Origin of the sequence: Streptomyces liliiviolaceus (genome assembly GCF_018070025.1) — a bacterium.
In the GTDB taxonomy this organism is placed as follows: domain Bacteria; phylum Actinomycetota; class Actinomycetes; order Streptomycetales; family Streptomycetaceae; genus Streptomyces; species Streptomyces liliiviolaceus.
In genome coordinates, this window is the sequence record NZ_JAGPYQ010000001.1 from 280,698 (window position 1) to 293,558 (window position 12,861).

The following is a 12,861-nucleotide window of genomic DNA, read 5'->3' on the forward strand; positions in this document are numbered from 1 at the left end:
GCTCGACAAGTCCCCCCGCCCCGTCAGGCGGACCGACGCCCACCCTGCTGCCCACCGCGCGAACGCGACGCCGCAGCGCCACCGCGCCCCCGGGCCGCACCTCCGGCACCGGACCCGGTACGAGCACCGCCGCCACCGGCTCGCGTACCGGCGGACCGGGCGCCGGCGGCAGCCGCCCCGCGGCCACCCCCGCCACCACCCCGCCGCGCCCGCGACTTCCCCTGCGACGGCTGGGCGACCGCAGGCTCCGGTACGGGGATGACGACGGGCACCCCGGAAGGCTCCCGCGCCCCGGTGATCCGTACGAGCTCCTCGTCGCCGGACCTGACGCGGGCCGTGTGCGGGCTGATGCCCGCGTTGGTCATCAGCTGGGTCATGTCCCGCTTCTGCTCGGGCAGGACCAGCGTGACGACGCTGCCGGACTCCCCCGCGCGGGCGGTACGGCCGCCGCGGTGCAGGTAGTCCTTGTGGTCGGTCGGCGGGTCGACGTTCACGACGAGGTCGAGGTCGTCGACGTGGATGCCGCGCGCCGCCACGTTGGTCGCGACGAGGGCCGTCACCAGACCGTTCTTGAACTGGTCGAGCGTGCGGGTGCGCTGCGGCTGCGAGCGTCCGCCGTGCAGGGCGGAGGCGCGTACGCCGCTCGCGAGCAGCCGCTTGGTGAAGCGGTCGGCCGAGCGCTTGGTGTCGACGAAGAGGATCACGCGCCCGTCGCGGGCGGCGATCCGCATCGCGACGGCCTTCTTGTCCGTCTCGTCGGCGACGTGCAGCACGTGGTGCTCCATCGTCGTCACCGCTCCGGCGGAGGGGTCGACGGAGTGCACGACGGGGTCCGTGAGGTACATCCGCACGAGCCGGTCGATGTTCTTGTCCAGGGTCGCCGAGAACAGCATGCGCTGGCCGTCCGGCTCGACCTGGTTCAGCAGACCGATGACCTGCGGCATGAAGCCCATGTCGGCCATCTGGTCGGCCTCGTCGAGGACGGTGATCGACACCTGCGCGAGGGTGCAGTCGCCCCGGTCTATCAGGTCCTTGAGGCGCCCCGGCGTGGCGACGAGCACCTCGGCACCGCGCCGCAGCAGGGCGGACTGCTTGCCGATGGAGAGGCCGCCGACGACGGTCGCGAGGCGCAGGTTCACGGCCGTGGCGTAGGGCGTGAGCGCGTCGGTGACCTGCTGCGCGAGTTCGCGTGTGGGCACCAGGACGAGCGCGAGCGGCGCCTTGGGCTCGGCGCGGCGGCCGGCGGTGCGGGCGAGCAGCGCGAGACCGAAGGCGAGGGTCTTGCCCGAGCCGGTGCGGCCCCGGCCGAGGATGTCCCGTCCCGCGAGGGAGTTGGGCAGCGTGGCGCCCTGGATCGGGAAGGGGTCGGTGACACCCTGGGCGCTGAGGGTCTTGCCGAGCGCGGCCGGCATGTCCAGCGCGTCGAAGGACTCGACGGAGGGCAGCGCGGGCGTGAGCGTCTGCGGCAGGGTGAACTCGCGCGGCGGGGCGGCCGGCGCGATCGGCTTCTTGCGTGCGTTTCTGCCGCCGCCGTTGGCGGGGGCCGCCTGGCCTCCGCCGCGTGTGCCACGAGAGCCGCGGGAACCCCGGGAATTCGCCGGGCGTTGGCCGGCGGGTCGTTCAGGACGTTCGGATCGAGTCATGCTGGATCGGGAATTCCTTCCTGGGCCGCACGGATTCCCGTGCATTCACGGTTTCCCGTGCTCAAGGACACACGGACAGCACAAGCCGGGGCCCGCACCCGAAGGTGCGGGCCCCGGCTCGCGTGATGCGCGTCCCGGAATTAGGCGGGAACGATGTTCTCCGCCTGCGGGCCCTTCTGGCCCTGCGTGACGTCGAAGGAGACCTTCTGGCCCTCCTGCAGCTCACGGAAGCCAGAGGTGGCGATGTTGGAGTAGTGGGCGAAGACGTCGGCGCCGCCGCCGTCCTGCTCGATGAAGCCGAAGCCCTTTTCGCTGTTGAACCACTTCACGGTGCCAGTAGCCATGTCATTTCTCCTTGGATAGGTGTGGCTCCCATCCGGAAATGACCGGAAAAACAAAACGCGCCTGAGAGAGAATCCTTTCAGGCGCACAAGTTAATGGGTACCAAAAACGTTTCGCTATGAACCCTAGCACACGAAGTGGCGGGGCTGCCGTGACGCACACGACAGCCCCGCCACTTCGTACGAGAATTCCGTCAGGACAGCGGTCCCGTCACCGGTTCCACGGCCGCGACGAGGCCTCCGGAGCGGACGAAGGCGTCCGCCGCGGCGAGGTCAGGGGCGAGGAAACGATCCGGCCCGGGGCCCGCCACTCCGGCGGCCCGCACGGCGTCGATGACGGCCCGCGAGGCCGGCGCGGGCGTGAGTCCGGCGCGCAGTTCGACGGCGCGCGTGGCGGCGTACAGCTCGATGGCGACGATCCGGGTCAGGTTGTCGACGGCCGTGCGGAGTTTGCGGGCGGCCGACCAGCCCATCGAGACGTGGTCCTCCTGCATCGCGGAGGACGGGATGGAGTCGGCGGAGGCGGGTACGGCGAGCCGCTTCATCTCGCTGACCAGGGCGGCCTGCGTGTACTGGGCGATCATCAGGCCGGAGTCGACGCCCGCGTCGTCCGCGAGGAAGGGCGGCAGCCCGTGCGAGCGGTTCTTGTCGAGGAGCCGGTCGGTGCGGCGTTCGGCGATGGAACCGAGGTCGGCCGCGACGACGGCGAGGAAGTCCAGCACGTACGCGACCGGGGCGCCGTGGAAGTTGCCGTTCGACTCGACGCGCCCGTCGGGCAGGACGACCGGGTTGTCGACGGCGGAGGCCAGCTCGCGGTCGGCGACCAGCCGGGCGTGGGCCATGGTGTCGCGCCCGGCGCCGGCGACCTGCGGGGCGCAGCGCACGGAGTACGCGTCCTGTACGCGCGGCGCGTCGTCCTGGTGATGGCCGGTCAGCTCCGAACCCTTCAGCACGGCCAGCATGTTGGCGGCGCTGGCGCTCTGGCCGGGGTGCGGCCGGATGGCGTGCAGTTCGGGCGCGAGGACCTTGTCGGTCCCGAGGAGCGCCTCCAGGCTGAGGGCGGCCGTGATGTCGGCGGACTTGTAGAGGGTGTCGAGGTCGGCGAGGGCCATGATCAGCATGCCGAGCATGCCGTCGGTGCCGTTGAGGAGGGCCAGCCCCTCTTTCTCCCGCAGCTCGACGGGCTCGATGCCGTGCGCGGCGAGCAGTTCGCCGGCCGGACGGACCACACCGTCCGGGCCCTCGGCGTCCCCCTCCCCCATCAGGGTCAGGGCGCAGTGGGAGAGCGGGGCGAGGTCGCCGGAGCAGCCGAGCGAGCCGAACTCGTGGACGACCGGGGTGATCCCGGCGTTGAGGACGTCGGCCATGGTCTGCGCGACGGAGGGGCGCACCCCGGTCCGGCCGGAGCAGACGGTCTTCAGCCGCAGGAACATCAGCGCCCGGACGACCTCGCGTTCGACGCGCGGCCCCATCCCGGCGGCGTGCGAGCGCACGATGTTGCGCTGCAGCTGCGCCCGCAGTTCCGGGCTGATGTGCCGGGTCGCGAGGGCTCCGAAGCCGGTGGAGACGCCGTAGACGGGTTCGGGTTTGGCGGCCAGCGCCTCGACGATCTCGCGGGCCGCGGCGAGCGCCGCCACCGCCTCACCGGAGAGCTCGACCCGAGCGCCGCCGCGCGCCACGGCCAGCACGTCGGACGCGGTGACCCCGCTCGTCCCCACCACCACAGAGTGCATATCCATATTCAGGAGCGTACGCAGTGAATGCGATGGTGTCACTAGTGGATGCGGGGTTGGGTCCTTACTTCCGGGTCGACCGGGCGCCTACCGCCGCCCCCGGAACCGCCGTCGTTCGGCCGCCGCGGGCGGGGGCGCGTCGGCGAGGCGTACGACGGGATCGTCGGGGCCCTCACGGCCGGCGACGACGGGCTTGGTGGCGCGTACGGCCTTGGCGCGGTACTGGGCCGCGTCGGCGAGGCGGAAGAGGCGGCGGGCCGAGCGGACGGGCCCGAGGGGATCCCCGGTCGAGGCGATCCCGCACGCCACCCCCTCACCCAGCTCCAGCTCACCGGCCCGGCGGCACAGCTCCTCGCCGACGCGGACCACCTCGTCGGCGGCGGGGCCCACCGCGACCAGGCAGAACTCGTCACCGCCGAGGCGGGCGGCGAGCGTGCCGGGCAGCATCGCGCCGCACAGGGACAGCACCGACCCGAAGCGTTCGAGGAGCCGGTCGCCGACGGCGTGCCCCCGGGTGTCGTTGACACGCTTGAGCCCGTTCAGATCGCACACGACAAGACTCACGACCACGCCCTGCGCGCGATGGCACTCGATGGCCTCCTCCAGGCGCGTGTCCACGGCCCGGCGGTTGGCGAGTCCGGTGAGCGCGTCGGTGAAGGCGAGCCGCCGGGCCTCCTCCAGCCGTTCGGTCTGCGCGATCCCGGCGGCTACCACGGAGGCGAGCACGGTCGCGAAGTCGGCGTCGGCACGGCCGAAGACGGGCGCGCCGGCCGAGCGGGCGACATACAGCTCGCCCCAGGCGCGCCCGTGCAGCACGATCGGCGCGACGACGCAGCAGCCGCGCCCGCGCCGCCGCAGCGCGGCCACCCTCTGATGGCAGTACTCGGCGCTCCCGGCGGCCGAACCGTCCGCCGTCTCGACCCAGGCGTTGGGCTCGCCGCCGCCCACCCAGCGCTCGTGCAGGAACTCGGTGATCTCGGGGAACTGATGGACGGGGTACGTCTCCGACTCCGGGAACTCCTCCTCGCCCGGGGCCCGCTCCCCCGTGTTCGCCAGGACCCGCAGTCGCCCCAGCTGCCGCTCCCACACGGACAGCGCGGCGAAGTTCCCGCCCAGCGCCCGGCGGGCCCCGTCGGCCGCCGCGCGCCACGACTCACGCGGGGCGTGCGCGGCGGCCATGCCCTGCGCCAGCGCCACCACGGCCCTCAGTCGCACATCGTCACCACCCATTACCCTAGGTTAGGTAGGTTTGTACGACTATGAGAGGTCGACGCGGCGAACAGGGGTTTCCTCGCGGGCGCCCCGCTGGGATGATCGCCCCGGAAGTTAACCCACGTTAACCGGGGAGCATCGACATGACGGAGCAGGACGGCAACGGGCCCGACCAGGCGGATCGAGCGGACCAGGACTCGCCGCGACGGTTCGGGGAGTACGTGGCGGTGCGGCGCCCTGCCCCGTACGTCGCGGAACTCTCCCTGGACCGGCCCAAGGCCATGAACGCCGTGTCGTCCGCGATGGCCCGCTCGATCGCCGCGGCGTGCGAGGCGCTGGCCGCCGACCGGGACGTACGTGCGGTGGTGCTGACCTCGACGCACGAGCGGGCGTTCTGCGTCGGCGCCGACCTCAAGGAGCGCAACTCCTTCACGGACGCCGACCTGGTCCGTCAGCGGCCCGTCGCGCGGGCGGCGTACACCGGGGTGCTGGAGCTTCCGATGCCCACCGTGGCCGCCGTGCACGGCTTCGCGCTGGGCGGCGGTTTCGAACTGGCCCTGGCCTGCGACCTGATCGTGGCGGACGGCACGGCCGTGGTGGGCCTGCCCGAGGTGTCGGTCGGGGTGATCCCGGGCGGCGGCGGTACGCAGCTGCTGCCGCGCCGGGTGGGGGCGGCGCGGGCCGCCGAGCTGATCTTCTCCGCTCGGCGGGTGGAGGCCGTGGAGGCGCGGGAGCTGGGGCTGATCGACGTTCTCGCCGACGATGGCCGGGACCGGGCGGAGGCGCTGGCGCTGGCCGGGCGCATCGCCGGCAACTCGCCCGTGGGGCTGCGGGCCGCGAAGCGGGCGCTGCGGCTCGGGCACGGGCTCGATCTCCGGGCCGGCCTGGAGATCGAGGACGCGGCGTGGCGGTCGGTCGCGTTCTCGGGGGACCGGGCGGAGGGGGTGGCGGCGTTCAACGAGAAGCGCCGCCCGGTGTGGCCCGGTGAGTAGATTCCTCGCCCCCGCCGCCCCTACCCGTCCCGACACCGACTCAGGGGCTCCGCCCCCGAACCCCCGGTCCTCAAACGCCGGACGGGCTGAAAGATCCGCGGACCGTCCGCACATCTCCAGCCCGTCCGGCGTTTGAGGACGAGCGCGTAGCGCGATCGAGGGGGGCTAGGGGGCGCAGCCCCCATGTGTGGATGGGAATGGGTACGGGCGGCGGGGGCGAGGGAACCCCGTTCGGGTGACGTGTCGTCGCATACCGCCCGAACCCCCACCCGCGTGCATAACCTGCGCACCGGGGACCGGGGGAGGGGTCAGCATGACGGACACGGCAGCGACGGACACGGCAGCGCAGACGGACCCGACGGCCACCACACCCCGCGGCCGCCACCGAAAACCCCGCCCCCACCGCCCCCTCCTGACATCCGGCGCCCTGGCCCTCGCAGCCGGCGCCCTGGGCATGCTGCGCCTGGCGGTCCCCACCCCGTCGGAGGCGAACGGCGAACGCGTGGAGGCCACGGACCTGGACCCCAGCGCGTCCACCCTCCCCGAGGCCCCGGCACGGGACGACCCGCCGACGGGACCGGAGACGACCACGTCCCCCTCCGCCACGACGCCCGCCGGCACACCCCGCACGCACCCGGGACCGGAGCGATCGAACACACCGAGCCAACCGAGCCCGACGGCCCCGGCACGGACACCGGTAAGGACACCGGTGAGGACGACAGGCCCGGCAGCCGTCTATCCCTCCCCCACATCCACCCGACCCGTCACCATCCCCGTCAAGCCACCCCACGCCCCCGCCACCAAGCCCTCGGCACCGGTCCGGCCACCGGAAAAGGCGACCCCGCCCCCGGGCCCGCCGGCCGGCATCTGCGTACCGATCGTGGGCCTGTGCATCGACGACGGCCCGAACCCGTAGGAGCGGCGAGCCCTCAGCCCCGCCGGATCGTCAGCCCCGCCGGCTCATCAGCCACGGCTCGACCACGCCGAGCCCGCGCACCGCGCGCTGCCACATCGGCTGGAGCCCGAAGCGGTACACCGGCGGCTCCTCGCCCTCCTTCTCCGCGGCGACGGCCTCCTCGACGGCCACGGCCTCGGAAGCGGGCGCGTCGCCCGTGCGGATCAGTTCCTCGGCGAACGCCCCGTCGACCAGGACCGCGTCCTTGGGAGCTATCGACGTCAGCCGGGAGGCGAGGTTCACGGTCGTACCGAACACGTCGCCCATGCGCGTCGTCACCGTGCCGAACGCGATGCCCACGCGCAGCTCCGGCATCGTCTCGTCGTTGGCCATCGTCTCGATGAGGCGCAGCGCGATCTCGGCGGCCACCCCCGCGTCGTCGGCCGCGTACAGCACCTCGTCGCCCAGGGTCTTGATGAGCCGTCCCCCGTGGGCGGCGACGAGGTCGGCGGCGGTGGTCTCGAAGGCCTCGACGAGTTCGCCGAGCTCCTCCTCCTCCATGCGCCGGGTCAGGCGGGTGAAGCCGACGAGGTCGGCGAAGCCGACGGCCAGGCGCCGGTCGACCATCTCCTCGTCGTCCGCGGCCTGCACGACCCGCCCGGTCGCGGCGGCGAGCTGGCGCCGCCAGACGTAGATCAGGAACTCCTCCAGCTCGGGCAGCAGCAGTTCGATCAGGGGGTACGTGACCTCGGTGCGGGTCATGCCCGGCTCGGGCGGCTCGGTGAGGCCCTCCAGGAACGAGTCGATCTGCCACTCGGCCAGCCGGGCCGTGGTCTGGCCGGTGGAACGGGCCACCTGGACCGCCATCGCCTCGCTGAGCAGCCCCGCCTCGACGAGACCGGCCAGCCGTCGCAGTGCCAGGACGTCCGCCTCGGTCAGCGCCTTGGCCTGGCCGATGTCGGCGAAGCCCATGGCCCGCCAGAAACGGGAGGCCAGCTCCATGGAGACGCCCGCGCTGCGGGCCGCCTGGAAGGGGGTGTAGCGGCGCTCGGCGCCGAGGATGAGCTGTTCGAGCCGGAGCGCGAGCGGATCGTCGTCGGACTCGGCGCCGGGCTGGTCGGTCCGGCCGCCCTGCCCGCCCGTCCGGCTGTTCTGCACGTCGGTGCGGCTGTCCCGCACGTCCGCCCGGCCGTTCTGCACGTCGGTCCGGCCGTCCTGCGCGTCCACTGGGTCCTGTTCCTCTTCCTCCACGCGCGCGTGGAGCTCAGCGCGGTCGACCCGCGCGGCCGCCGTGTCGGCGACAGACCCGGCGGCACGCCCGGGCTCCCCGTCGGAGGCGGGGTCACCCGTGCCCGAACCGCTGTCGTCGACCGTCACGCCTGCTGCCCTTCCGATCTGCCGCGGTCAGGTATCGACCGGCCTCAACTCTACGGCAGGTGTGCTGTGGCTCACTCCCGACTGCCGAGGCCGGACGGCCCCTGACCCACTCCGTCCCCGTACGTCCGTCGGCCCGCTCCCGGCCCGCTCCCTGTCGTACGGCCCGGCCGCGCCCCTTGCTCACCACCAGCACGAACAGGCGCGTGACGCGGGGAACGCACGGAACGCCCCGCGTACCCCACTGGGCGCGTCCGTCACTCGCTGCCCGGGGATCCCGTCGATCCCGCCGGGCGCAGGTGCACGATGTCCCCGGCGCCCACGGGCTGCTGCACTCCTTCCGCGGTGGCGAGCACCAGCCGTCCGTCGCCGTCGAGGGCGACCGCCTCGCCGGTGATCGACTTGTCGCCGGGCAGTTCGGCCCGTACCTCGCGGCCGAGCGTCGCGCAGCCGGCCGCGTACGTGTCCTGGAGACCGGACGCGGCGGGGTCGCCTCCCACGCTCCGCCACTTCTCGAACCATTGTTCGAGCGAGCGGAGGACGGTCCGCAGGATGGTGTCCCGGTCGGTGGTCACCGCCCCCGCGAGAGCGAGCGATCCGGCGCCGGGCACGGGCAGTTCGTCGGCGCGGAGCGTGACGTTGATGCCGATGCCGACGACGACCGTGTCGGCCCCGGCGCGTTCGGCGAGGATGCCGCCGACCTTGCGTTCCTGCCCCTCGACCGTCACCAGCAGGTCGTTGGGCCACTTCAGCGCCGTGTCCACGCCGGCCGACCGTGAGAGCCCCGTCGCCATCGCCACCCCGGCGAGAAGCGGCAGCCAGCCCCACCGCTCGACGGGGACCCCGGTGGGCTTCAGCAGGACGGAGAAGAAGAGGCCGGAGCGGGCGGGCGCCGTCCACTGCCGGTCCAGGCGCCCCCGTCCGGCGTCCTGTTCCTCGGCGATCAGGACCGCGCCCTCCGCGGCCTTGCCGTCCACGGCGAGGGCGACGAGGTCGGAGTTGGTGGAGCCGGTACGGGCCACCACCTGGACGTCGGACCAGAGCCCTCCGCGTCCCCCGTCGCGCACGAGCGCGCGGCGCAGCGCCACGGCGTTGAGCGGCGGACGGTCCAGGTCGGACCACGGATTGCTGTGCGCGTTGCTGTTCGCGTCTGAGTCATCTCGCGGCGTCATGCAACCCACCCTAGGTGTGGTAAACGCCGCACTGCCGAACGGTAGGCACGCCACTACGCTACGGATGAGTAGCCAACCCCCCTTCTGAGCACCTCACCCTCACGTCCCCACTGAGCAGGCAGGGAGCCGCATCCCGATGTCCGAGCCGGAACAGCAGCAAGAGATCGACATCCACACCACCGCGGGCAAGCTCGCGGATCTGCGGCGCCGCATCGACGAGGCGACGCACGCCGGCTCGGCACGCGCCGTCGAAAAGCAGCACGCCAAGGGCAAGTTGACGGCCCGTGAGCGCATCGAGCTGCTGATGGACGAGGACTCCTTCGTCGAGTTCGACGAGTTCGCCCAGCACCGCTCGACGGACTTCGGGCTGGAGAACAACCGCCCGTACGGGGACGGCGTGGTGACCGGGTACGGCACGGTGGACGGCCGTCCGGTCGCCGTGTTCTCGCAGGACTTCACGGTCTTCGGCGGCGCCCTGGGCGAGGTCTTCGGCCAGAAGATCATGAAGGCGATGGACTTCGCGCTGAAGACCGGCTGTCCGGTCATCGGCATCAACGACTCCGGCGGCGCCCGCATCCAGGAGGGCGTGGCGGCGCTCGGCATGTACGGCGAGATCTTCCGCCGCAACACGCACGCCTCGGGTGTGATCCCGCAGATCAGCCTGGTCGTCGGCCCGTGCGCGGGCGGCGCGGTCTACTCCCCCGCGATCACCGACTTCACGGTGATGGTCGACCAGACCTCGCACATGTTCATCACCGGACCCGACGTCATCAAGACGGTCACCGGCGAGGACGTCGGCTTCGAGGAGCTGGGCGGCGCGCGCACGCACAACGCGGTGTCGGGCGTGGCCCATCACATGGCGGGCGACGAGAAGGACGCGATCGAGTACGTCAAGTCGCTGCTGTCCTACCTGCCGTCGAACAACCTCAGCGAGCCGCCCGCCTTCCCCGAGGAGGCGGACCTGGCGACGACGGACGAGGACCGTGAGCTCGACACGCTGATCCCGGACAGCGCGAACCAGCCGTACGACATGCACACGGTGATCGAACACGTCCTGGACGACGCCGAGTTCTTCGAGACGCAGCCGCTGTTCGCGCCGAACATCCTCACCGGCTTCGGCCGCGTGGAGGGCCGGCCGGTGGGCATCGTGGCCAACCAGCCGATGCAGTTCGCGGGCTGCCTGGACATCGACGCGAGCGAGAAGGCGGCCCGCTTCGTGCGCACCTGCGACGCCTTCAACGTCCCCGTCCTCACCTTCGTGGACGTCCCCGGCTTCCTCCCGGGCGTCGACCAGGAGCACACCGGCATCATCCGCCGCGGCGCCAAACTGATCTACGCGTACGCCGAGGCCACCGTCCCGCTGATCACGGTGATCACCCGCAAGGCCTTCGGCGGCGCCTACGACGTCATGGGCTCCAAGCACCTCGGCGCGGACCTCAACCTCGCCTGGCCGACCGCGCAGATCGCCGTGATGGGCGCGCAGGGCGCGGTGAACATCCTGCACCGGCGTGCCATCGCGGCGACCCCCGCCGACGAGCAGGAAGCCACCAGGGCCCGGCTGATCCAGGAGTACGAGGACACGCTCCTCAACCCCTACACGGCGGCCGAGCGCGGTTACATCGACGCCGTGGTCCTGCCCTCCGACACCCGCGCCCACGTCGTACGCGGTCTGCGGGCCCTGCGCACCAAGCGGGAGTCCCTGCCGCCGAAGAAGCACGGCAACATCCCCCTCTAGCCAGTACGCCGGTCGTCGAGAACGGGAGCGGTCATGAACATCAAGGTCGTACGGGGCAACCCGACCCCCGAGGAGCTGGCCGCCGCACTGGCAGTGGTCAGAGCACGCGCCGCGGCGGCGGAGACACCCTCGCCCGGCGCGGCGAAGAACAGGGACGCCTGGTCGGACCCGTCCCGCCTGGCCCAGACCCACCTACCGACCCCGGGCCCGCAGTCCTGGGCCCACACCTTCTGGCCCCGCTGACCTCTTGATCGGGCCCTCGGGGCCCGTCAAGGGGCGCGGGGAACTGCGCGACCAGCCACGACGCACCCGCAGTCAAAGAACCAACCCCACGGCTTCGGCCATCGCCTCGTACCCGAGATCATTCGGGTGCAGGTGATCGCCGAAGTCGTAAGCCCCACGCAGCTCATCCGGCGCCGCGGGATCGGCGAGCGCCCGATGGAGGTCGACCACCACGTCGTACTCCCCCGAGCGACGAACCCAGTCGTTGAACTCGTGGCTCACCTTCGCCGCCCGCTCCCCCCAGTGGTCGGACCCCCCGAAGGGCAGCAGCGTCGCCCCGACCACCCGCAGGCCCCGCCCCCGCGCCTGCCGTATCAACTCCCGGTGCCCCGCGATCAGTTCACGCACCTCGACCAGCGGCGCGGGCCGGTACGTGGGCTCCGCCGCCCCCTCGCTGAACCCGATGTCGTTGAGGCCGAGCAGCACGACGAGGGTGTCCACGCCGGCCAGGGAGAGCACGTCCCGCTCCAGCCGGTGGACGCCCTTCTCCCCGTACCAGGCGGAGTCGTTGAGCAGCAGGTTCCCGCCGATGCCGGCGTTGAGCACGGGCCGCCCGGTGCGCGCGGCGAGGGCGTCGGACCATCTGCGGTTCGCACCGGGCGTGGACCCGAACCCGTCGGTGATCGAGTCGCCGAAGAGCGCCACGCCGTCCGTGCGCCCGGCAAAGACATCGACCGCGGTCAGGAAGTACCAGGACTCGGTGGCCTCGCCGAAGCCCGCGCCCCCGGTGTCCGCCAGGAGGTCGCCCGCGCCCCGGTAACTGGTCGCGAAGGCCTGCGCGTGGAAGGTGGCGGGCCCGGTGACGGCGTCGAGGTGCAGGGTGACGGTCACGGACTCCCCGGCCGCCACGGCGAACTCGGCCGCGTCGCCGACGGTCTCCCCGCGCGCCGGGATCTCCACGGACGCGGCCCCGCCGAAGGCGAGCCGCACCGGCTCGGACCGCACGGCGGCACCGGCTCCGGCACCGACACCGGCGGCCGTACGGGCGAGGGTCGCGCCCGCGATCCTCAGCGGCGAGGTCCCGTACGCGTTCGAGAGGCGGATACGGACGCGGTCGCCGCCCGCGGAGAGGCGGACGACCTGCCGCAGGGACTGGCGCCAGAAGCCCTCCTGCGACCAGTTGGGGGTGAAGCCGGTGCTGGGCGACTGCGGAGAGGCGGTCCAGGCGGTGGTGAACACAGCGGTTCCCTCCAGTTCCTCACGGGAGCTCCTAACGGGATTGGAGTCCCTTTAGCGATGCCGGGAACGGTAGCAGGAATCGACCACCTAATGGAACCAGTGACCCTTTTAGTCAAGATGAGTACGCGTACTCAGGCGTCCGGAGCCGTGCCGGAGTCACGATCGGAGACATGCTGTGGTCCGACCCCGAGAACGAGCCGCCGAAGGAGCTGCGCGACATGCAGGACATGTTGCGGAGGCTCGGCGTTCTCATGGCGCTGGCCGTGGTGTTCGCGATGATCATCCTCGGCCTCATGTGAGCCC

12 protein-coding genes are annotated in these 12,861 nt (G+C 72.3%); 5 read left to right on the forward strand and 7 right to left on the reverse strand.

The annotated features are described in order from the left end of the window. Window positions 1-23: 23 nt before the first annotated feature. From J8N05_RS01205 to J8N05_RS01220, 4 genes are all read right to left on the reverse strand, one after another. Window positions 24-1,643, reverse strand: coding sequence for a DEAD/DEAH box helicase (locus J8N05_RS01205; protein ID WP_210880641.1), 1,620 nt, complete (start codon window positions 1,641-1,643; stop codon window positions 24-26). Window positions 1,644-1,783: 140 nt separating this feature from the next. Then, window positions 1,784-1,987, reverse strand: a complete 204-nt coding sequence (locus tag J8N05_RS01210; RefSeq protein WP_003969786.1) for a cold-shock protein — start codon at window positions 1,985-1,987, stop codon at window positions 1,784-1,786. 191 nt (window positions 1,988-2,178) lie between these two features. Continuing rightward, on the reverse strand, window positions 2,179-3,717 hold the full coding sequence (hutH, locus tag J8N05_RS01215; protein ID WP_210889941.1) for a histidine ammonia-lyase: 1,539 nt from the start codon (window positions 3,715-3,717) through the stop codon (window positions 2,179-2,181). A gap of 87 nt (window positions 3,718-3,804) precedes the next feature. Beyond that, window positions 3,805-4,947, reverse strand: a complete 1,143-nt coding sequence (locus J8N05_RS01220; RefSeq protein WP_247706100.1) for a GGDEF domain-containing protein — start codon at window positions 4,945-4,947, stop codon at window positions 3,805-3,807. Window positions 4,948-5,072: 125 nt separating this feature from the next. Between J8N05_RS01220 and J8N05_RS01225 the strand changes: the two genes are divergently transcribed. Together J8N05_RS01225 and J8N05_RS01230 are read left to right on the forward strand one after the other, a co-directional pair. Further along, window positions 5,073-5,921, forward strand: coding sequence for an enoyl-CoA hydratase/isomerase family protein (locus J8N05_RS01225; RefSeq protein ID WP_210880642.1), 849 nt, complete (start codon window positions 5,073-5,075; stop codon window positions 5,919-5,921). Between the two features lie 313 nt (window positions 5,922-6,234). Then, window positions 6,235-6,837: a hypothetical protein gene (locus tag J8N05_RS01230; RefSeq protein ID WP_210880643.1), complete on the forward strand. Its 603-nt coding sequence runs from the start codon at window positions 6,235-6,237 to the stop codon at window positions 6,835-6,837. Between the two features lie 30 nt (window positions 6,838-6,867). On the opposite strand, the gene J8N05_RS01235 is transcribed toward J8N05_RS01230, so the two are convergent. Beyond that, window positions 6,868-7,974 carry an adenylate/guanylate cyclase domain-containing protein gene (locus tag J8N05_RS01235; RefSeq protein ID WP_210889943.1) on the reverse strand — a complete coding sequence of 369 codons (1,107 nt, stop codon included), beginning with the start codon at window positions 7,972-7,974 and terminating at the stop codon, window positions 6,868-6,870. Between the two features lie 473 nt (window positions 7,975-8,447). After that, a complete protein-coding gene (locus J8N05_RS01240) occupies window positions 8,448-9,362 on the reverse strand; it encodes a biotin--[acetyl-CoA-carboxylase] ligase (protein ID WP_210880644.1) in 915 nt (304 codons plus the stop codon). A 136-nt stretch (window positions 9,363-9,498) separates the two neighbouring features. On the opposite strand from J8N05_RS01240, the gene J8N05_RS01245 reads away from it, so the two are divergent. Together J8N05_RS01245 and J8N05_RS01250 are read left to right on the forward strand one after the other, a co-directional pair. Beyond that, complete coding sequence (locus J8N05_RS01245) at window positions 9,499-11,097, forward strand: acyl-CoA carboxylase subunit beta (RefSeq protein ID WP_210880645.1); 1,599 nt, start codon at window positions 9,499-9,501, stop codon at window positions 11,095-11,097. Between the two features lie 33 nt (window positions 11,098-11,130). Beyond that, the gene (locus J8N05_RS01250; protein WP_210880646.1) at window positions 11,131-11,340 is read left to right on the forward strand and encodes an acyl-CoA carboxylase epsilon subunit; all 210 of its coding nucleotides are present in this window, start codon (window positions 11,131-11,133) and stop codon (window positions 11,338-11,340) included. Between the two features lie 72 nt (window positions 11,341-11,412). Here J8N05_RS01250 and J8N05_RS01255 read toward each other — a convergent pair whose 3' ends face one another. Further along, on the reverse strand, window positions 11,413-12,558 hold the full coding sequence (locus J8N05_RS01255) for an SGNH/GDSL hydrolase family protein (protein ID WP_210880647.1): 1,146 nt from the start codon (window positions 12,556-12,558) through the stop codon (window positions 11,413-11,415). 170 nt (window positions 12,559-12,728) lie between these two features. Between J8N05_RS01255 and mmpB the strand changes: the two genes are divergently transcribed. Further along, entirely contained in the window at window positions 12,729-12,857 is a 129-nt protein-coding gene (gene mmpB / locus J8N05_RS47870) for a morphogenic membrane protein MmpB (protein ID WP_107020342.1), read from the forward strand. Window positions 12,858-12,861: the final 4 nt, after the last annotated feature.